Origin of the sequence: Klebsiella sp. CD33 (assembly GCF_051992865.1) — a bacterium.
In the GTDB taxonomy this organism is placed as follows: domain Bacteria; phylum Pseudomonadota; class Gammaproteobacteria; order Enterobacterales; family Enterobacteriaceae; genus Klebsiella; species Klebsiella pneumoniae.
The window spans coordinates 1,015,163-1,035,586 of the sequence record NZ_CP197023.1; the positions used below are offsets into that span (position 1 = coordinate 1,015,163).

The window sequence follows — 20,424 nt, forward strand, 5'->3', positions numbered from 1 at the left end:
GGCAGGCCGGTCCCTTAAGGAGAGGACAATGGTTGCGGTAAGAAGTGCACATCTTAATAAAGCTGGTGAATTTGACCCGAAGAAATGGATCGCGAGTCTGGGAATTTCCAGCCAGCAGTCGTGTGAGCGCTTAGCCGAAACCTGGGATTATTGTCGCGAAAAAACGCAAGGACACCCGCAGGCGGACCTGCTGCTGTGGCGGGGCGTCGAAATGGTGGAGATCCTCTCCACCCTAAGTATGGACATCGATACGCTGCGCGCGGCGCTGCTGTTCCCGCTGGCCGACGGCGAAGTTGTCAGCGAAGAGGTGATGCAGGAGAGCGTAGGTAAATCGGTCGTGACCCTGATTCACGGGGTGCGGGACATGGCCGCTATCCGCCAGCTGAAGGCTACCCATACCGACTCGGTCTCTTCCGAGCAGGTGGATAACATTCGCCGTATGCTGCTGGCGATGGTTGACGATTTCCGCTGCGTGGTCATCAAACTTGCTGAGCGTATCGCGCATCTGCGCGAGGTCAAGGACGCGCCGGAAGATGAGCGCGTTCTTGCGGCGAAAGAGTGCACCAATATCTATGCTCCCCTGGCGAACCGCTTAGGTATCGGCCAGCTGAAGTGGGAGCTGGAAGATTACTGCTTCCGCTATCTGCACCCGGCGGAATACAAGCGCATTGCCAAACTGCTCCACGAGCGCCGTATCGACCGCGAGCATTACATCGAAGAGTTTGTCGGCCACCTGCGCTCAGAGATGAAAGCCGAAGGCGTCAAGGCGGAAGTCTATGGCCGGCCGAAGCATATCTACAGTATCTGGCGCAAAATGCAGAAAAAACACCTCGCTTTCGACGAGCTGTTTGACGTTCGCGCGGTGCGTATTGTGGCTGAGCGTTTGCAGGATTGCTATGCCGCGCTGGGGATCGTCCATACTCACTACCGCCATCTGCCGGATGAATTCGACGACTACGTGGCCAACCCGAAACCCAACGGTTACCAGTCTATCCATACCGTGGTGCTGGGGCCGAGCGGCAAGACGGTGGAAATTCAGATCCGCACCCGGCAGATGCATGAAGACGCCGAGCTGGGCGTGGCCGCGCACTGGAAGTACAAAGAGGGCGCGGGAGCCGGCACCAGCGGCGGCCGCGGCTATGAAGACCGTATCGCCTGGCTGCGTAAGCTGATTGCCTGGCAGGAAGAGATGGCCGACTCCGGCGAGATGCTCGATGAAGTGCGCAGCCAGGTCTTCGACGACCGGGTGTATGTCTTTACGCCGAAAGGCGACGTGGTGGACCTGCCTGCGGGGTCGACGCCGCTCGACTTTGCCTATCATATTCACAGCGATGTCGGCCATCGCTGCATCGGCGCCAAAATTGGCGGCCGCATCGTGCCATTCACCTACCAGCTGCAGATGGGCGATCAGATCGAAATTATTACCCAGAAGCAGCCGAACCCGAGCCGTGACTGGCTGAACCCTAACCTCGGCTATGTGACCACCAGCCGCGGACGCTCGAAGATCCACGCCTGGTTCCGTAAGCAGGATCGCGACAAGAACATTCTCGCCGGTCGGCAGATCCTCGACGACGAGCTGGAGCATTTGGGCATCAGCCTGAAGGATGCGGAAAAGCACCTGCTGCCGCGCTATAACTTCAACGAGCTCGATGAACTGCTGGCCGCCATCGGCGGTGGCGATATCCGTCTCAACCAGATGGTCAACTTCCTGCAGGCGCAGTTCAATAAACCTAGCGCCGCCGAGCAGGATGCGGCCGCGCTGAAGCAACTGCAGCAGAAAACCTACACGCCGCAAAATCGCACCAAGGACAATGGCCGGGTAGTGGTGGAAGGGGTAGGCAACCTGATGCACCATATTGCCCGCTGCTGCCAGCCAATCCCGGGCGACGAGATCGTCGGCTTTATCACCCAGGGGCGCGGGATCTCCGTGCATCGCGCGGACTGCGATCAGCTGGCAGAACTGCAGTCGCATGCCCCGGAGCGCATCGTCGATGCGGTATGGGGCGAAAGCTACTCGGCGGGCTACTCGCTGGTGGTCAGGGTGGAGGCGAACGATCGCAGCGGTTTACTGCGCGATATCACTACCATCCTCGCCAATGAGAAGGTGAACGTGCTGGGCGTCGCCAGCCGCAGCGATACCCGTCAGCAGCTGGCAACCATCGATATGACCATCGAGATTTACAACCTGCAGGTGCTGGGCCGGGTGCTCGGTAAGCTCAACCAGGTGCCGGATGTGATCGACGCGCGCCGTCTGCACGGCGGTTAATTCGTCTGTAGGCCGGATAAGGCGAAGCCGCCATCCGGCAATTTCGCAACGTCGGATAAGGTCTAAACGCCTTATCCGGCCGACTATTTTTTAAATTTCCAGGATTGTCACATGACTCAAATTGACCGCTTGCTCGGCATCATGCGCCGCCTGCGCGACCCGGAAAACGGCTGCCCATGGGATAAAGAGCAGACCTTTGCCACTATCGCCCCTTACACCCTTGAGGAGACCTACGAGGTCCTCGATGCTATCCAGCGGGAAGATTTTGACGATCTGCGCGGTGAGCTGGGCGATCTGCTGTTCCAGGTGGTGTTCTATGCGCAAATGGCGCAGGAAGAGGGACGCTTTAACTTTGACGATATCTGCGCCGCCATCAGCGACAAGCTGGAGCGTCGCCACCCGCATATCTTCGGCGAGGCATCGGCGGGCAATAGCACGGAAGTCCTGGCCCGCTGGGAGCAAATCAAAAGCGCGGAGCGGGCGGAAAAAGCCCAGCATTCGGCACTGGACGATATTCCCCATAGCCTGCCGGCGCTGATGCGCGCGCATAAAATCCAGCGCCGCTGCTCGGCAGTGGGTTTCGACTGGACCTCGCTGGGCCCGGTGCTCGACAAAGTGCATGAAGAAATTGATGAAGTGATGCATGAAGCGCAGCAGGCGGTGGTGGATGAAGCAAAACTGGAAGAGGAAGTGGGCGATCTGCTGTTTGCCACGGTGAATTTATCCCGTCATTTGGGCGTCAAAGCCGAGGTGGCGCTGCAGAAAGCAAACCTCAAGTTTGAGCGTCGTTTCCGCGAGGTCGAGCGTATTGTCGCCGCCCGAGGCCTGGAAATGACCGGCGTCGACCTCGATACCATGGAAGAAGTGTGGCAGGAAGTAAAACGCCAGGAAACTGATCTCTAACGGATTTTCGTGATCAAGCGCGATTTGTGTGATTTTATAAATAACAAGCGCTTGATTTACGTCAAAAACATTTCGCCAAAAGCGTCTATTTTCTCTTTCCGTTATGTCGTTGAAACACCATGTAGCCTGCCTCTTCGAGTTGTTCGAGTCGCAACACAGGTGCAACTTGAAGAACGAAGGGGAGGGGAAGAATGAAAGTTTGTGGCGTCACGCATGTTCGGGTATACTACTTTCCCGTCCTGGTTATTCCATCGTTTTACCCTAACTTCTCAGGTTCAGCATGACAACGAACTATATTTTTGTGACCGGCGGGGTCGTATCCTCTCTGGGTAAAGGCATTGCCGCAGCCTCCCTGGCAGCCATTCTTGAAGCCCGTGGTCTCAACGTGACCATCATGAAACTGGATCCGTATATCAACGTCGATCCGGGCACCATGAGCCCAATCCAGCATGGGGAAGTGTTCGTTACTGAAGACGGCGCAGAAACCGATCTGGACCTGGGCCACTATGAGCGTTTTATCCGCACCAAGATGACGCGCCGCAATAACTTCACCACCGGCCGTATCTACTCCGACGTGCTGCGCAAAGAGCGCCGTGGCGACTACCTGGGCGCGACCGTTCAGGTTATCCCACACATCACCAACGCTATCAAAGAGCGCGTACTGGCGGGCGGCGAAGGCCATGACGTCGTGCTGGTGGAAATCGGCGGTACCGTAGGCGATATCGAATCCCTGCCGTTCCTCGAAGCGATTCGTCAGATGGCGGTAGAGATCGGCCGCGAGCATACCCTGTTCATGCACCTGACTCTGGTGCCGTACATGGCCGCCGCGGGCGAAGTCAAAACCAAGCCGACCCAGCACTCCGTGAAAGAGCTGCTCTCCATCGGTATTCAGCCTGATATTCTGATCTGCCGCTCCGATCGCGCGGTTCCGGCCAACGAACGAGCCAAAATTGCTTTGTTCTGTAACGTTCCGGAAAAGGCTGTGATTTCTCTGAAAGACGTCGATTCCATTTATAAAATTCCGGGCCTGTTGAAATCTCAGGGGCTGGACGATTATATTTGTAAACGATTCAGCTTAACTTGTCCGGAAGCAAACCTGGCCGAATGGGAACAGGTAATCTATGAAGAAGCTAATCCGGCAGGCGAAGTCACCATCGGTATGGTCGGTAAGTACATTGAACTGCCGGATGCCTACAAGTCGGTGATTGAAGCGCTGAAACACGGCGGTCTGAAAAATCGCGTTACCGTCAACATCAAGCTGATCGATTCGCAGGATGTGGAAACGCGCGGCGTCGAAATCCTCAAGGATTTAGACGCTATCCTGATCCCGGGCGGCTTCGGCTACCGCGGCGTTGAAGGCAAGATCGCCACCGCGCGCTATGCGCGTGAAAACAATATTCCTTATCTGGGCATTTGCCTGGGTATGCAGGTTGCGCTGATTGAGTTCGCGCGTAACGTAGCGGGTATGGAAAACGCCAACTCGACGGAATTTGTGCCAGACTGTAAATACCCGGTCGTGGCCCTGATTACCGAATGGCGTGACGAAGATGGCAACGTTGAAGTCCGCTCTGAGAAGAGCGATCTGGGCGGCACCATGCGCCTGGGCGCGCAGCAGTGCCAGCTGAGTGATGATTCTCTGGTACGCCAGCTTTACGGCGAGCCGACCATCACCGAGCGTCATCGTCACCGCTACGAAGTCAACAACATGTTGTTGAAACCGATTGAAGCTGCCGGTCTGCGCGTTGCGGGCCGTTCCGGGGATGATCAGTTGGTCGAGATCATCGAAGTGCCGAACCATCCGTGGTTTGTGGCCTGCCAGTTCCACCCGGAGTTTACTTCGACGCCGCGTGATGGACACCCGCTGTTTGCCGGCTTTGTGAAAGCCGCGAGCGAGTACCAGAAACGCCAGGCGAAGTAAAAAGAGTTTGAACGGCAATGCACCCATCCGGGTGCATTGTTTGTCTGGAGTTTTAGTTTAACTTGTACTGAGGAAAACCTAATGTCCAAAATCGTTAAAGTCATCGGTCGTGAAATCATCGACTCCCGTGGTAACCCGACTGTTGAAGCCGAAGTACACCTGGAAGGTGGTTTCGTCGGTATGGCAGCTGCTCCGTCAGGTGCTTCTACTGGTTCCCGCGAAGCGCTGGAACTGCGCGATGGCGACAAATCCCGTTTCCTGGGTAAAGGCGTAACCAAAGCTGTTGCTGCGGTAAACGGCCCGATCGCTCAGGCAATCCTGGGCAAAGATGCTAAAGATCAGGCTGGCATCGACAAGATCATGATCGACCTGGACGGTACTGAAAACAAATCTAACTTCGGTGCGAACGCTATCCTGGCCGTTTCTCTGGCGAACGCCAAAGCAGCTGCTGCGTCCAAAGGCCTGCCGCTGTACGCGCACATCGCTGAACTGAACGGCACTCCGGGCAAATACTCCATGCCGGTTCCGATGATGAACATCATCAACGGCGGTGAGCACGCTGACAACAACGTCGACATCCAGGAATTCATGATTCAGCCGGTTGGCGCGCCGACCCTGAAAGAAGCAGTACGCATGGGTTCTGAAGTGTTCCATCACCTGGCGAAAGTGCTGAAGTCCAAAGGCATGAACACTGCCGTTGGTGACGAAGGCGGCTACGCGCCGAACCTGGGTTCCAACGCCGAAGCGCTGGCTGTTATCGCTGAAGCGGTTAAAGCTGCAGGCTACGAGCTGGGCAAAGACATCACCCTGGCGATGGACTGCGCGGCGTCTGAATTCTACAAAGACGGTAAATACGTTCTGGCTGGCGAAGGCAACAAAGCATTCACCTCTGAAGAGTTCACTCACTTCCTGGAAGAGCTGACCAAACAGTACCCGATCGTCTCCATCGAAGATGGTCTGGACGAATCTGACTGGGAAGGTTTCGCTTACCAGACCAAAGTACTGGGCGACAAAATCCAGCTGGTTGGTGACGACCTGTTCGTAACCAACACCAAGATCCTGAAAGAAGGCATCGAAAAAGGCATCGCTAACTCCATCCTGATCAAGTTCAACCAGATCGGTTCTCTGACCGAAACTCTGGCTGCTATCAAGATGGCGAAAGACGCTGGCTACACCGCTGTTATCTCTCACCGTTCTGGCGAAACTGAAGACGCTACCATTGCCGACCTGGCTGTCGGTACCGCTGCAGGCCAGATCAAAACTGGTTCTATGAGCCGTTCTGACCGCGTTGCTAAATACAACCAGCTGATTCGTATCGAAGAAGCGCTGGGTGAGCAAGCGCCGTTCAACGGTCGTAAAGAGATCAAAGGCCAGGCTTAATCCTGTCCTTGTGAAATAATCATGCCAGCCTTCGGGCTGGCATTTTTTTTTACGCCTGCGGCCATTATTTAAAGTCGACGGCCATTTGCTGAGGGATCGACAATCCGCGGGTGGTTTCCACGCAGCGGTCGATGTAATCGGTAAAGCGCGGCGGTTTTGGCATCCCCATGCTCAGCAGCTTGTCGTTACTAAAGCGCACGTTCAGTGTGGCGAATGCGCCGTATAAGCGCATGGCTTTCAGCATCAGCCGCTCATTGCATGGCCCAAATATCCCTTTCAGTTCGCGTCTCATTTTGACCAGCGTTTCATAGCTCACCTGGGCGTACTTATCCCCCACCGGCGCCTGCTCCAGGGCCTGAGCCATCGCCCGGTCGATTTCGGCAAACTTCACGCTGTTCTCTTCGCCAGCAGAGATATGCACCACCTCGCCGTGAGCCAGAGGCTGGTTAAGCAGCATTAGCAGGGCGTCGGCGCAGTAGTCCACCGGGATAACGTCAATTCGGTCCTCCATGGAGCACATGAATTTCTGCAGCATCAGCCCCATGCTGAACACCCAGAAAATACTGCTGGAAGGCCGGCAGCCGTGATGGGTATGACCCACCACGATAGAGGGGCGGGCAATTACCAGCGGTAGCGTAGGGCACTGCTGCTGCATCAGCTGCTCGATGGTCGACTTCGAGTGGGTATATTCCACCAGGTGCTCAGCGCGTTCCCGAAACTCCGCGCTTTCGGCGACCAGTGAATCCGGTTCAGGCGAACATGACATCGCCGTACCGACGTGCAGAAAGCGCTGCAGACCCGTCACCTGCGCCATACGTTGCGCCAGGCGCAGCGTGCCCTCAACGTTAACCTTCCAGATAAGCGGGTTGCTGCCAAATGAGGCGACAGCGGCGCAGTTGAGGATGTGCGTGACCTGATCGAGGCGCGGATCGTTAAGAAAATGCTCCGGAGAGGCGAGATCGCCCAGAAGGATATGCTGCTGGCGCAACATCGCCAGCTTCTCCTCGGCGATGTTGAACTTACGCATGTTCTCTTTGACCCGTTCGAGGCCAGCCTCGGGGCTATCAGCACGTACCAGCAGCAGCAGATCTAACCGGGTTTCCTGATGGAGTATTTTCTCTAACGCGGCACCGCCCAGAAACCCCGTAACGCCGGTAATTAATAATGTGGTCATAAACGCTATCTCATTATGGTTGGTCTGCGGGATTCTAGGCGGGCAAAAGTAAACGACAATTAAATAAAAAAGGGGCCCGATCAGGGCTTTATTAAGACCAGTTTAAGGTTATTATTACCGGGGGATAGAATTGGACTCGCAGATCGGCCAGATAATTCACTCTTTCATGTATCAGTTTGTACATTACTGTATTTTAAGGTTTTTTATTTTGGTTCTTGGACCTTTTATTTTATCCTGAATGACAGGAATAACATTTTCTGTTACATATTTCCCCCCGCGCGTCAGAATGCTATTTATTTTAATTCTTACCATGCTAATAAACTAAGCCAAAAGAAAAGATTGCTTTTTTAATCAATAATATTATTCCCGACACGGATATTGACGGAGGGGTAAAAAAGCGATCGCAGCGCAGGACAAGACCTGGGCAGCGAAATCTGCGATAATGAACGTTTATCACCCTAAACAGAGATGACTATGCAGTACCCGATTAACGAGATGTTCCAGACCCTGCAAGGCGAGGGTTACTTCACCGGCGTGCCTGCCATCTTTATTCGTCTGCAGGGATGCCCGGTAGGATGCGCGTGGTGTGACACCAAGCATACCTGGGACAAGCTGGCCGATCGGGAAGTGTCGTTGTTCAGCATCCTGGCGAAAACCAAAGAGAGCGACAAGTGGGGCCCGGCAAGCAGCGAGGATCTGCTGGCGATTATTGGGCGGCAGGGGTGGACAGCCCGCCACGTGGTTATTACCGGCGGTGAGCCCTGCATTCATGATTTAACGCCGTTAACCTCGCTTCTGGAACAAAACGGCTTTAGCTGTCAGATTGAAACCAGCGGCACCCATGAAGTACGCTGCAGCCCCAATACCTGGGTGACGGTTTCCCCGAAGGTCAACATGCGCGGTGGCTATGACGTGCTGTCTCAGGCCCTGCAGCGGGCGGATGAGATCAAGCATCCGGTAGGGCGCGTCCGCGACATAGAAGCGCTGGACGAACTGCTGGAAACGCTGAGCGATGACAAACCGCGGATCATCGCCCTGCAGCCGATCAGTCAGAAAGAAGATGCGACGCGCCTGTGTATCGACACCTGCATCGCCCGCAACTGGCGCCTGTCTATGCAGACGCACAAGTATCTGAATATTGCCTGATAAAAAAGCCCGGCAGCGTACTGACCGGGCTTTTTTTCGCTTACTCGCCGCGATAGACGCAGCCGGCGGTGCAGGTCTCTTTGACCATCACGGCGCTCAGCAGCGGCACCCGCGGTTTCATCTCATCCCAGATCCATTTGGCCAGCACTTCGCTGGTGGGGTTTTCCAGACCAGGAATATCGTTCAGATAATAGTGGTCGAGGCGATCGTATGTCGGCTTAAAGGCGGCCTTCAGCTCGGCAAAATCCATGATCCACCCGGTATGGGGATCGACTTCACCGGTGATCTCCAGACGCACCATAAAGGAGTGGCCATGCAGGCGACCGCATTTGTGTCCTTCCGGGACGTGCGGCAGGTGGTGGGCGGCTTCGAAGGTGAAATCTTTAAACAGCGTGGTGGACATCATTGACTCTCAACAGGACGAAAAAAACCGCCGTAGGGTACCGGAAAGTACATTTTTTCGCATTAACTAAAACGGCCGTGAACAGAAAATGGACATGTTTATCTGCTTTATTTGATTTAATCTCTTATATTTCAATTGCTTATTTAATCGATTTTGTTGTTAATAACTACAACTAAAACAGGTTAGTCCATTTGGTTATTTATTATTTCCATCCCTTCTTTAATTGTTACTATGCCCGCCGTTAACCTTCTATTCTCTTCTGTTTTTGTCGCGCTGACAGGGTGCGAATAACAGCTTTGCTTACTGGAACAAACGACGCATGACGACACAGGCCCCACCTTCCAACTTGCTGCCGCTCAACCCGGAGCAACTGGCGCGCCTTCAGGCGGCCACCACTGACTTCACGCCCACTCAGCTCGCCTGGGTATCTGGCTATTTCTGGGGCGTGCTGAATCAGCAGTCCGGCGCGGCGGTAGCCGCCCCCGCCCCGGCCGCCGAGGTACCGACGATCACGCTGATTTCCGCCTCGCAAACCGGCAACGCCCGCCGCGTCGCCGAAGCGCTGCGTGACGATCTGCTGGCGGCGAAGCTGAACGTGAAGCTGGTGAATGCAGGCGATTATAAATTCAAACAAATTGCTGCGGAAAAACTGCTGGTGGTAGTGACGTCCACCCAGGGGGAAGGAGAGCCGCCGGAAGAAGCGGTCGCATTGCATAAGTTCCTATTCTCTAAGAAAGCGCCGAAGCTGGACGGGACCGCGTTCGCCGTCTTTGGTCTCGGCGATACCTCTTATGAATTTTTCTGTCAGTCCGGCAAAGATTTCGACAACAAGCTGGCCGAGCTCGGCGCGGAACGTCTGCTCGATCGCGTTGATGCCGACGTTGAATATCAGGCCGCGGCCGCTGAATGGCGCGCGCGCGTGGTTGAGGCGCTGAAGGCCCGTGCGCCGGTCGCTGCGCCCGCTCAGCTGGCCACCAGCGGCGCGGTGAACGATATTCACACCAGCCCATATACCAAAGAAGCGCCCCTGACGGCGACCCTGTCGGTCAATCAGAAAATCACCGGCCGCAATTCAGAAAAAGATGTGCGCCATATCGAAATAGACCTCGGTGATTCCGGTCTGCGCTATCAGCCGGGCGACGCCCTGGGCGTCTGGTACCAGAACGATCCTCAGCTGGTGAAAGAGCTGGTGGAGCTGCTGTGGCTGAAAGGCGACGAGCCGGTGACCGTTGAGGGTAAAACTCTGCCGCTGTCGGAAGCCCTGCAGTGGCATTTTGAGCTGACGGTTAACACCGCGACTATCGTTGAAAACTACGCCACCCTGACGCGCAGCGAATCGCTGCTGCCGCTGGTGGGCGATAAAGCTCAGTTGCAGCAGTATGCCGCCGCGACGCCGATCGTCGATATGGTCCGTTTCTCTCCAGCGCAGCTGGACGCTGAGGCGTTAATCGGTCTGCTGCGTCCGCTGACGCCGCGCCTGTATTCTATTGCTTCCTCACAGGCGGAAGTGGAGAGCGAGGTGCATGTCACCGTGGGCGTGGTGCGCTATGAAATTGAAGGCCGCGCCCGGGCTGGCGGCGCCTCCAGCTTCCTCGCCGACCGCGTGGAAGAGGATGGCGAAGTCCGTGTCTTTATCGAACACAACGACAACTTCCGTCTGCCAGCCAACCCGGAGACCCCGGTGATCATGATTGGCCCGGGCACCGGTATTGCGCCGTTCCGCGCCTTTATGCAGCAGCGCGCTGCGGACGGAGCGCAAGGCAAGAACTGGTTGTTCTTCGGCAACCCGCACTTCACCGAAGATTTCCTCTATCAGGTGGAGTGGCAGAGCTATGTGAAGGAAGGTCTGCTGACCCGTATCGATCTGGCCTGGTCCCGCGATCAACAACAAAAAATCTATGTGCAGGACAAACTGCGCGAGCAGGGGGCCGAGCTGTGGCGCTGGATCAATGACGGCGCCCACATTTATGTCTGCGGCGACGCCAATCGTATGGCGAAGGACGTGGAAAACACCTTACTGGAAGTGATTGCCGAATACGGCGCGATGGACGCCGAAGCGGCGGACGAATTTTTAAGTGAGCTGCGCGTTGAGCGCCGTTATCAGCGAGATGTCTACTAATGAGCGAAAAACATCCGGGGCCTTTAGTGGTCGAAGGTAAACTGAGCGATGCCGAGCGCATGAAGCTTGAGAGCAACTACCTGCGCGGCACCATTGCGGAAGATTTAAACGACGGTCTGACCGGCGGTTTTAAAGGCGATAACTTCCTGCTGATCCGTTTCCACGGCATGTACCAGCAGGACGATCGCGATATCCGCGCGGAGCGCGCCGCCCAGAAGCTGGAGCCGCGTCATGCGATGCTGCTCCGCTGCCGTCTGCCGGGCGGGGTGATCACCACCACCCAGTGGAAGGCGATCGATAAGTTTGCCGCTGAGAACACCATTTACGGCAGTATTCGCCTGACCAACCGGCAGACCTTTCAGTTCCACGGCATTCTGAAAAAGAACGTCAAGCCGGTGCATCAGATGCTGCACTCGGTGGGGCTGGACGCGCTGGCCACCGCCAACGATATGAACCGTAACGTGCTGTGCACCTCCAACCCCTACGAGTCGCAGCTGCACGCTGAGGCCTACGAGTGGGCGAAAAAGATCTCTGAGCATCTGCTGCCGCGTACCCGCGCTTATGCCGAGATCTGGCTGGATCAGAAAAAGGTCGCCACTACTGACGAAGAGCCGATCCTCGGCCAGACCTATCTGCCGCGTAAGTTTAAAACCACGGTGGTGATCCCGCCGCAGAACGATATCGATCTGCACGCCAACGACATGAACTTCGTGGCGATCGCCGAAAACGGCAAGCTGGTGGGCTTTAACCTGCTGGTGGGCGGCGGTCTCTCTATCGAACATGGTAACAAAAAAACCTACGCCCGCACGGCGAGCGAATTCGGTTATCTGCCGCTGGAGCATACCCTGGCGGTAGCGGAAGCGGTTGTGACCACCCAGCGCGACTGGGGCAACCGTACCGACCGTAAGAATGCGAAAACCAAGTACACCCTTGAGCGCGTCGGTGTCGAAACCTTCAAAGCGGAAGTGGAGCGCCGGGCAGGCATTAAGTTTGAGCCGATCCGCCCGTACGAATTTACCGGCCGCGGCGATCGCATCGGCTGGGTGAAGGGGATTGATGATAAGTGGCACCTGACGCTGTTTATTGAAAACGGCCGCATTCTCGATTATCCGGGTCGTCCGCTGAAGACTGGCCTGCTGGAGATTGCTAAGGTCCATCAAGGCGAATTCCGCATCACCGCTAACCAGAACCTGATTGTCGCCAGCGTACCCGAAGATCAGAAGGCGCGGATCGAGAAGCTCGCGCGGGATCATGGTTTGATGAATGCCGTCACCCCGCAGCGCGAAAACTCGATGGCCTGCGTCTCCTTCCCGACCTGCCCGCTGGCGATGGCGGAAGCCGAGCGTTTCCTGCCGTCGTTTATCGACAAGGTGGAAGGGGTGATGAGCAAGCACGGCGTGAGCGATGAGCATATCGTCACCCGCGTCACCGGCTGCCCGAACGGCTGCGGCCGCGCGATGCTGGCGGAAGTGGGACTGGTGGGCAAAGCGCCGGGCCGCTATAACCTGCACATCGGCGGTAACCGCAACGGCACCCGCATCCCGCGGATGTACCGGGAGAATATTACCGAGTCGGAAATTCTCGACTCGCTAGACGAACTGGTAGGGCGCTGGGCGAAAGAGCGCGAAGCGGGTGAAGGCTTCGGCGATTTTACGGTGCGTGCGGGCATCATTCGCCCGGTGCTCGACCCAGCCCGCGATTTCTGGGAATAACATCCTGGTGCCCGGTGGCGCGTAGCGATCCGGGCCAGCGAAACCCGTAGGCCGGACGAACGCAGTGTCGTCCGGCAAAACAGGCAAACGAGGTTCATATGTCCGTACTCGATCTAAACGCGCTTAATGCATTGCCGAAAGTGGAACGCATTCTGGCACTCGCGGAAACCAACGCCCAACTGGAAAAGCTTGACGCCGAAGGGCGTGTGGCGTGGGCGCTGGAAAATCTGCCGGGAAACTATGTGCTGTCGTCGAGCTTTGGCATTCAGGCGGCGGTCAGTTTGCATCTGGTGAATCAGATCCGCCCGGATATTCCGGTGATCCTCACCGATACCGGCTACCTGTTCCCGGAAACCTATCAGTTTATTGACGAGCTGACGGACAAGCTCAAGCTGAACCTGAAGGTCTACCGCGCGGCTGAAAGCGCGGCCTGGCAGGAGGCGCGCTACGGCAAGCTGTGGGAGCAGGGCGTTGAGGGCATTGAGAAATACAATGAGATCAACAAGGTTGAGCCGATGAACCGGGCGCTGAAAGAGCTCAACGCGCAGACGTGGTTTGCCGGTCTGCGCCGCGAGCAGTCGGGCAGCCGGGCAACGCTTCCGGTGCTGGCGGTCCAGCGCGGGGTGTTCAAGGTGCTACCGATTATCGACTGGGATAACCGCACGGTGTATCAGTACCTGCAAAAGCACGGGCTGAAGTACCACCCGCTGTGGGATCAGGGCTATCTCTCGGTAGGCGATACCCACACCACCCGCAAATGGGAGCCGGGCATGGCAGAAGAAGAGACCCGGTTCTTCGGGCTTAAACGCGAGTGCGGATTGCACGAGGGTTAAGCTGTTAGCTCTTCCTCTGAGTGATAATTCAAAAAGAACACGCGGGCGATACCGCGCGTTCTTTTGTGCGTATTAGCTTTTCTTCTCCACCTTCGCCAGCTCTTTCACCAGCGGCAGCATGACTTTCACTACCTCGCGTCCGCGGTGTTCGATGCGCCCCGGCAGCGCGTGGTCGATATACTGCTGATTATCAAGCTGGACGTCATGCCAACTGGTTCCCTGCGGGAAACTGGCCGATTTGCTCCGCTGCTGATAGCCATCTTTTTTGCCGAGTGACCAGTTAGTCGCCTCGACCGACAGCACCGGGATCCCGGCGTTGTCGAAGACGCTGGCGTCATTGCAGCAGCTGGTGCCTTTCGGATAAGCCGGATTAAGTCCCGGGTTGGTGTAGGCGGCGATGCCCTTGCTGCGAGCGATAGCCAGCGCGCGGTCGCGGGTCAGCTTGCGCACCGAGGCCGGCGTGCTGCGGCCGCTGTTGAAGTAAAGCTTATCGCCCACCACCAGATTATCGAGATTGATCACCAGCAGGGTATTTTTCTTTTCCGCTTCGCTCATCCGCTGCAGCAGGTTTTGCGCGCCGAGACGGCCTTCCTCTTCACCGCTGGTGGCGATAAAGCGGATGCCATAGCGGGTAGGGACGTTCTTTAAATGCTCCGCCAGCTCCAGCAATACGCCAAGTCCCATCGCGTTGTCGTCGATGCCCTGCAGCGTCAGGCCGCCGAGGTTGTTCTCCACGTCTTTATCGCTCTGCGGCGCATAGGTGTCGAGGTGTGCCATGATAATAATCTGCTGGCGCACTTTACCTTCATGGGCGGCGATCACCGTACTGCCGGTGGCGTTATGCCAGTTCTTGCGCTGATTGCTGTCGGTATAGATATAGCGGGTATTGAAGCTTCGCACGTCGCTCTGATACCCCATCAGGGCGAACTGCTGGCGCAGATAGTCAGCTGAGAGCATTTCCGGCGGCGTTCCGGTCATTCGTCCCGGGAAGACGGTGGCGATATGGCGGGCCTGGCTACTGGCGGTGTCGCCCAGCGCGCTGAATGCGGGGGCGGCGGCAAAAACAAAACCGGTGCCGAGCGCCAGCGGAAGCAGACGGCGGCACAACGCGGAAAACATAAGGGGTCCTTACACGAACAAGACAATTTGACGCGTACAGTATGAAACTGTGACCGCGGTTAAACAATTTCAATTGCTCTTAAATAGCGGAAAAATAGCGCGTTAAGCACTTTTTGATATTTGTATTTCCGCCGCGTTATTCCTTTGTGTCACAACTCATTCCATTTCGTAATTTCATTTGCTCTAAGGCGCACCCTATAGTCGCAGTATCGCTGAATGTAAGAGAGTTGTTGCACCGTGGATTACTTGCCCCTTTTTGCCGAACTGAAACAAAGGCCCGTGCTGGTGATCGGCGGCGGCGAGATTGCTGAACGTAAGATCAAGTTCCTGCTGCGCGCCCAGGCGCAGGTGCAGGTGGTCGCTGAAACGCTGTCACCGGCGCTGGCCGATCTGGCTGCGCGCCAGGCACTCAGCTGGCGGGCGACGGAATTCAGCGACTCGCTGGTGGATGATGTCTTTCTGGTGATTGCGGCCACCGAGGATGAGGCGCTTAACCAGCGGGTATTTGCGGCAGCTAACGCGCGCTACCGGTTGGTCAACGTGGTGGATAACCAGGCGCTGTGCTCGTTTGTTTTCCCTTCTATCGTCGACCGTTCGCCGCTGCTGGTGGCGATCTCCTCCAGCGGTAAAGCGCCGGTGCTGTCGCGCATTCTGCGTGAAAAAATCGAAGCGCTGCTGCCGACGAATCTCGGTCGGCTGGCGGAATCAGCAAGCTACTGGCGCAACCATCTGAAAACCCGCCTGACGACCACCGAAGCGCGTCGCCGCTTCTGGGAGCGCGTCTTTACCGGCCGCTTCGCCAGCCTGATGGTGGCGGGCAACTCTGCGGAGGCGGAAAAAGCGCTGCAGGATGAGCTCGACAAACCCGAACGCGAGACGGGAGAAATTATTCTGGTCGGCGCCGGGCCGGGCGATGCCGGGCTGCTGACCCTTCGCGGTCTGCAGGCGATCCAGCAGGCGGACGTGGTTTTCCACGATCATCTGGTGACTCAGCCGGTTCTCGAGCTGGTGCGCCGCGATGCCGAGCTGATCTGCGTTGGCAAACGCGCCGGCGAGCATTCGGTGCCGCAGCATGAAACCAATCAGCTGCTGGTGGAGGCGGCGAAGGCGGGGAAAACCGTCGTGCGCCTGAAGGGCGGCGATCCGTTTATTTTTGGCCGCGGCGCAGAAGAGCTGCAGGCTGCCGCCGAGGCGGGGATCCCGTTCCAGGTGGTGCCGGGCGTCACCGCAGCCGCCGGAGCGACGGCCTACGCCGGTATTCCGCTGACCCATCGCGATTATGCGCAAAGCGCCGTCTTTGTCACCGGCCACTATAAGCCGGACAGCGCCCCCTTCGACTGGTCGCTGCTGGCGAAGAGCCAACAAACGCTGGCGATCTACATGGGCACCATGAAGGCAGCGGAAATCAGCGCCCAGCTGATCGCCCACGGTCGCGACAGCGACACGCCGGTGGCGGTGATTTCCCGTGGCACCCGTGACGATCAGCAGACGATAACCGGCACATTGCAACAACTCGAACACCTGACGAAAGACGCCCCGATGCCCGCCCTGCTGGTGGTAGGCGAAGTGGTGCAGCTGCATCAGCAGCTCGCCTGGTTTCAACATACATCATCCGCCGAGGGGTTTAACGCTTCGGTGGTCAATCTGGCTTAAGGAACGGTTATGGACCAAAAACGACTCACTCACCTGCGGCAACTGGAGGCGGAAAGCATCCATATTATTCGTGAGGTGGCCGCCGAATTTTCTAACCCGGTAATGATGTACTCCATCGGGAAAGATTCCAGCGTAATGCTGCATCTGGCGCGCAAAGCGTTTTATCCGGGAACCCTGCCGTTCCCGCTGCTGCACGTCGATACCGGCTGGAAATTCCGTGAGATGTATGAGTTCCGCGACCGGACCGCTAAAGCCTACGGCTGTGAACTGCTGGTGCATAAAAACCCGGAAGGGGTGGCGATGGGCATCAACCCGTTTGTCCACGGCAGCGCCAAGCATACCGATATCATGAAAACCGAAGGCCTGAAGCAGGCGCTGAACAAATACGGCTTTGACGCCGCGTTCGGCGGCGCGCGTCGCGACGAAGAGAAATCCCGCGCGAAAGAGCGCATCTACTCCTTCCGCGACCGTTTCCACCGCTGGGACCCGAAAAATCAGCGTCCGGAGCTGTGGCACAACTACAACGGCCAGATTAACAAAGGCGAAAGCATCCGCGTCTTCCCGCTCTCCAACTGGACCGAGCTGGATATCTGGCAGTACATCTATCTGGAAAATATTGAAATCGTGCCGCTGTATCTGGCCGCTGAGCGTCCGGTGCTGGAGCGCGACGGTATGCTGATGATGATCGATGACGACCGTATCGATCTGCAGCCGGGCGAGGTGATTGAAAAACGGATGGTGCGTTTCCGTACCCTCGGCTGCTGGCCGCTGACCGGCGCGGTGGAGTCTGAAGCGCAGACGCTACCCGAAATTATTGAAGAGATGCTGGTATCGACCACCAGCGAACGTCAGGGGCGCGTCATTGACCGCGACCAGGCCGGCTCGATGGAGCTGAAGAAACGTCAGGGGTATTTCTAAGGAGCCGCCATGAACACGACCATTGCCCAACAAATTGCCAACGAAGGCGGCGTAGAAGCTTACCTGCACGCGCAACAGCACAAGAGCCTGCTGCGTTTTTTGACCTGCGGCAGCGTCGATGACGGCAAAAGCACCTTAATTGGCCGCCTGCTGCACGATACGCGCCAGATCTATGAAGACCAGCTCTCTTCGCTGCACAACGACAGCAAGCGTCACGGCACCCAGGGCGAAAAGCTGGACCTGGCGCTGCTGGTGGACGGCCTGCAGGCCGAGCGCGAGCAGGGCATCACCATCGACGTGGCCTATCGCTACTTCTCAACCGAAAAACGCAAATTTATCATCGCCGACACCCCGGGGCACGAGCAGTACACGCGCAATATGGCCACCGGGGCGTCCACCTGCGACCTGGCGATTCTGCTGATCGACGCCCGTAAAGGCGTGCTGGATCAAACCCGTCGCCACAGCTTTATCTCTACGCTGCTGGGCATTAAACACCTGGTGGTGGCTGTCAACAAAATGGATCTCGTCGAGTTTAGCGAAGCGCGCTTCAACGAGATCCGGGAAGATTATCTGACCTTTGCCGAGCAGCTGCCGGGCAACCTTGATATCCGCTTTGTGCCGTTGTCGGCGCTGGAAGGCGATAATGTCGCCAGCCAGAGCGCGAATATGCCGTGGTACAGTGGCCCGACGCTGCTGGAAGTCCTCGAAACCGTGGAGATCCAGCGGGTGGTCGAGAGCCAGCCGCTGCGCTTCCCGGTGCAGTATGTTAACCGTCCGAACCTTGATTTCCGCGGCTTCTCCGGCACGGTCGCCTCCGGTACCGTGCAGGTTGGCCAGCGTCTGAAGGTGCTGCCGTCGGGCGTCGAATCGAGCGTAGCGCGTATCGTCACCTTCGACGGCGACCTGCAGGAAGCCGCCGCCGGCGAAGCCATTACCCTTGTGCTGAAAGATGAAATCGACATCAGTCGCGGCGACCTGCTGGTTGACGCGCAAGCCTCGCTGCCGGCGGTACAGAGCGCCAGCATCGACGTGGTGTGGATGGCCGAACAGCCGCTGACCCCGGGCCAGAGCTACGACATCAAAATCGCCGGCAAGAAGACCCGCGCTCGCGTCGACGCTATCCGCTACCAGGTCGATATTAACAACCTGACCCAGCGTGAAGTCGAGTCTCTGCCGCTGAACGGCATCGGCCTGGTGGAGCTGACCTTTGACGAACCTTTAGTGCTGGATCCGTATCAGCAAAACCCGGTGACCGGCGGGCTTATCTTTATCGATCGCCTGACCAACGTCACCGTCGGCGCCGGGATGGTCAACGAGCCGCACCTGCAGGCATCGACTTCGGCATCACAGTACAGCGCCTTCGAGCTGGAGCTGAACCAGCTGATCCGTAAACATTTCCCGCACTGGGACGCCCGCGACCTGCTGGGAGGCAAATAATGGCCCAGCATGACGAAAACGTCGTCTGGCATGCCCACCCTGTGACCCAACAGCAGCGGGAACAGCATCACGGCCATCGCGGCGTGGTGCTGTGGTTTACCGGCCTTTCGGGGTCGGGTAAATCCACCGTCGCTGGGGCGCTGGAGGAGGCCCTGCATGAGCGCGGCGTCAGCACCTATCTGCTGGACGGCGATAACGTGCGCCATGGCCTGTGCAGCGACCTGGGATTCAGCGATGAGGATCGCAAAGAGAACATTCGCCGCGTCGGCGAAGTGGCCAGGCTGATGGTCGATGCCGGGCTGGTGGTATTGACGGCATTTATATCTCCGCACCGTGCGGAACGGCAGATGGTGCGCGAGCGCCTCGGGGAAGGACGCTTTATCGAAGTGTTCGTCGATACCCCGCTGGCCATCTGCGAGGCGCGGGATCCGAAAGGATTGTATAAGAAAGCGCGGGCAGGGGAATTACGCAATTTCACCGGTATAGACTCGGTCTATGAGGCACCGGAAAAGGCGGAAATTCATCTGGATGGTGAACAATTGGTAACAAATTTGGTGCACCAACTATTAGACCTGCTGCAACAGAGCGATATTATCAGATCCTGAAACGGCAGCGGCATCGAGGGGTGCCGGTTGCCCGGTCTACAGGATTCGATATGCGCAATACCCAGAACCTCAGTATTATTCGTTCAGAACCGCCTCCGGCGATCGGCGACGAGACCACCTGGTCTTTGTCGGGCGCTGCCGTGGGCTTTATTTCGTGGCTGCTGGCGCTGGGTATTCCCTTCCTTCTCTATGGCAGTAATACACTCTTCTTTCTCCTCTACACCTGGCCATTCTTCCTTGCGTTGATGCCGGTGGCGGTGGTGGTCGGTATTGCGCTGCACTCTCTGCTCAATGGCAAACTGCTCTATAGCGTCAGCGCGACCATCCTGACCGTTGGGCTGATGTTTGCGCTACTCTTCCTCTGGCTGTTGGGATAACCCGTTGCTGGTATGAATCAAGCATGGGTATCGACAGCAAAAATATGGTACAGTCCCCGCGTTACGCGGCATCGTCCGCGCGCCCCGGTAGCGTACCCGGGCGAGTTTTGGGATGATGATGCCGTTTTTCAGGGGGCAGGATGGGTAAACTAACGCTGCTATTATTAGCTTTGCTGGTCTGGCTACAGTATTCGCTGTGGTTCGGTAAAAACGGCCTGCACGACTACACGCGGGTTAACGACGACGTCACCGCCCAGCAGGCGACTAACGCCAAATTAAAAGCACGCAACGATCAGCTGTTTGCCGAAATTGACGACCTCAACGGCGGGCAGGAAGCGATTGAGGAGCGTGCGCGCAATGAACTCAGCATGACCCGCCCGGGCGAAACCTTCTATCGTCTGGTACCGGATGCGTCTAAACGCAATCAGGCATCGGGGCAACAGCAGAACAATCGATAACCA

The 20,424-nt window shown here is 57.1% G+C and carries 17 protein-coding genes; 14 read left to right on the forward strand and 3 right to left on the reverse strand.

The genetic code is table 11. The features are described from left to right. The first annotated feature begins 28 nt into the window (after positions 1-28). The 4 genes from relA (at position 29) to eno (ending at position 6,467) form a co-directional block, all read left to right on the forward strand. A complete protein-coding gene (relA, locus tag ACR809_RS05070) occupies positions 29-2,266 on the forward strand; it encodes a GTP diphosphokinase (RefSeq protein ID WP_002915217.1) in 2,238 nt (745 codons plus the stop codon). Positions 2,267-2,377: 111 nt separating this feature from the next. Next, on the forward strand, positions 2,378-3,169 hold the full coding sequence (mazG, locus tag ACR809_RS05075) for a nucleoside triphosphate pyrophosphohydrolase (protein WP_002915215.1): 792 nt from the start codon (positions 2,378-2,380) through the stop codon (positions 3,167-3,169). Positions 3,170-3,449: 280 nt separating this feature from the next. Further along, complete coding sequence (pyrG, locus tag ACR809_RS05080) at positions 3,450-5,087, forward strand: glutamine hydrolyzing CTP synthase (RefSeq protein ID WP_004142808.1); 1,638 nt, start codon at positions 3,450-3,452, stop codon at positions 5,085-5,087. 81 nt (positions 5,088-5,168) lie between these two features. Next, a complete protein-coding gene (gene eno, locus ACR809_RS05085; RefSeq protein WP_002915213.1) occupies positions 5,169-6,467 on the forward strand; it encodes a phosphopyruvate hydratase in 1,299 nt (432 codons plus the stop codon). 64 nt (positions 6,468-6,531) lie between these two features. Here the strand turns inward: eno and ACR809_RS05090 are convergent, their stop codons facing one another. Next, positions 6,532-7,641: an SDR family oxidoreductase gene (locus ACR809_RS05090; protein WP_004210593.1), complete on the reverse strand. Its 1,110-nt coding sequence runs from the start codon at positions 7,639-7,641 to the stop codon at positions 6,532-6,534. Between the two features lie 474 nt (positions 7,642-8,115). Here ACR809_RS05090 and queE point away from each other — a divergent pair, with 474 nt between their 5' ends. After that, positions 8,116-8,787 (forward strand): 7-carboxy-7-deazaguanine synthase QueE, encoded by a 672-nt coding sequence (gene queE / locus ACR809_RS05095; protein WP_002915210.1) that lies wholly within the window; start codon positions 8,116-8,118, stop codon positions 8,785-8,787. A 40-nt stretch (positions 8,788-8,827) separates the two neighbouring features. Here queE and queD read toward each other — a convergent pair whose 3' ends face one another. After that, positions 8,828-9,193, reverse strand: coding sequence for a 6-carboxytetrahydropterin synthase QueD (gene queD, locus ACR809_RS05100; protein WP_004174641.1), 366 nt, complete (start codon positions 9,191-9,193; stop codon positions 8,828-8,830). Positions 9,194-9,509: 316 nt separating this feature from the next. Here queD and cysJ point away from each other — a divergent pair, with 316 nt between their 5' ends. From cysJ to cysH, 3 genes are all read left to right on the forward strand, one after another. Then, entirely contained in the window at positions 9,510-11,309 is a 1,800-nt protein-coding gene (gene cysJ, locus ACR809_RS05105) for an NADPH-dependent assimilatory sulfite reductase flavoprotein subunit (RefSeq protein ID WP_004151065.1), read from the forward strand. Further along, entirely contained in the window at positions 11,309-13,021 is a 1,713-nt protein-coding gene (gene cysI / locus ACR809_RS05110) for an assimilatory sulfite reductase (NADPH) hemoprotein subunit (RefSeq protein WP_004142787.1), read from the forward strand. Before cysJ ends, cysI begins: the two co-directional genes overlap by 1 nt. A 98-nt stretch (positions 13,022-13,119) precedes the next feature. Continuing rightward, positions 13,120-13,854 carry a phosphoadenosine phosphosulfate reductase gene (cysH, locus tag ACR809_RS05115; protein ID WP_002915177.1) on the forward strand — a complete coding sequence of 245 codons (735 nt, stop codon included), beginning with the start codon at positions 13,120-13,122 and terminating at the stop codon, positions 13,852-13,854. A 72-nt stretch (positions 13,855-13,926) separates the two neighbouring features. On the opposite strand, the gene ACR809_RS05120 is transcribed toward cysH, so the two are convergent. Next, a complete protein-coding gene (locus ACR809_RS05120; RefSeq protein WP_004174643.1) occupies positions 13,927-14,973 on the reverse strand; it encodes an aminopeptidase in 1,047 nt (348 codons plus the stop codon). A gap of 246 nt (positions 14,974-15,219) precedes the next feature. Here ACR809_RS05120 and cysG point away from each other — a divergent pair, with 246 nt between their 5' ends. The 6 genes from cysG to ftsB all read left to right on the forward strand — a co-directional run bounded on the left by cysG (position 15,220) and on the right by ftsB (position 20,421). Continuing rightward, on the forward strand, positions 15,220-16,626 hold the full coding sequence (gene cysG, locus ACR809_RS05125; RefSeq protein WP_162992569.1) for a siroheme synthase CysG: 1,407 nt from the start codon (positions 15,220-15,222) through the stop codon (positions 16,624-16,626). Positions 16,627-16,635: 9 nt separating this feature from the next. Then, positions 16,636-17,544 carry a sulfate adenylyltransferase subunit CysD gene (cysD, locus tag ACR809_RS05130; RefSeq protein WP_002915160.1) on the forward strand — a complete coding sequence of 303 codons (909 nt, stop codon included), beginning with the start codon at positions 16,636-16,638 and terminating at the stop codon, positions 17,542-17,544. A gap of 9 nt (positions 17,545-17,553) precedes the next feature. After that, positions 17,554-18,981: a sulfate adenylyltransferase subunit CysN gene (gene cysN, locus ACR809_RS05135; RefSeq protein ID WP_004181094.1), complete on the forward strand. Its 1,428-nt coding sequence runs from the start codon at positions 17,554-17,556 to the stop codon at positions 18,979-18,981. Next, positions 18,981-19,586: an adenylyl-sulfate kinase gene (gene cysC / locus ACR809_RS05140; RefSeq protein ID WP_002915158.1), complete on the forward strand. Its 606-nt coding sequence runs from the start codon at positions 18,981-18,983 to the stop codon at positions 19,584-19,586. The genes cysN and cysC overlap by 1 nt, the downstream gene beginning before the upstream one ends. 50 nt (positions 19,587-19,636) lie before the next feature. Then, a complete protein-coding gene (locus ACR809_RS05145; protein WP_002915157.1) occupies positions 19,637-19,963 on the forward strand; it encodes a DUF3561 family protein in 327 nt (108 codons plus the stop codon). A 140-nt stretch (positions 19,964-20,103) separates the two neighbouring features. Beyond that, the gene (ftsB, locus tag ACR809_RS05150) at positions 20,104-20,421 is read left to right on the forward strand and encodes a cell division protein FtsB (RefSeq protein ID WP_002915156.1); all 318 of its coding nucleotides are present in this window, start codon (positions 20,104-20,106) and stop codon (positions 20,419-20,421) included. Positions 20,422-20,424 lie beyond the last annotated feature (3 nt).

Excerpts from the sequence above, each read along its gene's own strand:
- relA (WP_002915217.1), top strand. The coding sequence starts at position 29 with ATGGTTGCGGTAAGAAGTGCACATCTTAATAAAGCTGGTGAATTTGAC.
- mazG (WP_002915215.1), top strand. The coding sequence starts at position 2,378 with ATGACTCAAATTGACCGCTTGCTCGGCATCATGCGCCGCCTGCGCGAC.
- pyrG (WP_004142808.1), top strand. The coding sequence starts at position 3,450 with ATGACAACGAACTATATTTTTGTGACCGGCGGGGTCGTATCCTCTCTG.
- eno (WP_002915213.1), top strand. The coding sequence starts at position 5,169 with ATGTCCAAAATCGTTAAAGTCATCGGTCGTGAAATCATCGACTCCCGT.
- ACR809_RS05090 (WP_004210593.1), bottom strand. The coding sequence starts at position 7,641 with ATGACCACATTATTAATTACCGGCGTTACGGGGTTTCTGGGCGGTGCC.
- queE (WP_002915210.1), top strand. The coding sequence starts at position 8,116 with ATGCAGTACCCGATTAACGAGATGTTCCAGACCCTGCAAGGCGAGGGT.
- queD (WP_004174641.1), bottom strand. The coding sequence starts at position 9,193 with ATGATGTCCACCACGCTGTTTAAAGATTTCACCTTCGAAGCCGCCCAC.
- cysJ (WP_004151065.1), top strand. The coding sequence starts at position 9,510 with ATGACGACACAGGCCCCACCTTCCAACTTGCTGCCGCTCAACCCGGAG.
- cysI (WP_004142787.1), top strand. The coding sequence starts at position 11,309 with ATGAGCGAAAAACATCCGGGGCCTTTAGTGGTCGAAGGTAAACTGAGC.
- cysH (WP_002915177.1), top strand. The coding sequence starts at position 13,120 with ATGTCCGTACTCGATCTAAACGCGCTTAATGCATTGCCGAAAGTGGAA.
- ACR809_RS05120 (WP_004174643.1), bottom strand. The coding sequence starts at position 14,973 with ATGTTTTCCGCGTTGTGCCGCCGTCTGCTTCCGCTGGCGCTCGGCACC.
- cysD (WP_002915160.1), top strand. The coding sequence starts at position 16,636 with ATGGACCAAAAACGACTCACTCACCTGCGGCAACTGGAGGCGGAAAGC.
- cysN (WP_004181094.1), top strand. The coding sequence starts at position 17,554 with ATGAACACGACCATTGCCCAACAAATTGCCAACGAAGGCGGCGTAGAA.
- cysC (WP_002915158.1), top strand. The coding sequence starts at position 18,981 with ATGGCCCAGCATGACGAAAACGTCGTCTGGCATGCCCACCCTGTGACC.
- ACR809_RS05145 (WP_002915157.1), top strand. The coding sequence starts at position 19,637 with ATGCGCAATACCCAGAACCTCAGTATTATTCGTTCAGAACCGCCTCCG.
- ftsB (WP_002915156.1), top strand. The coding sequence starts at position 20,104 with ATGGGTAAACTAACGCTGCTATTATTAGCTTTGCTGGTCTGGCTACAG.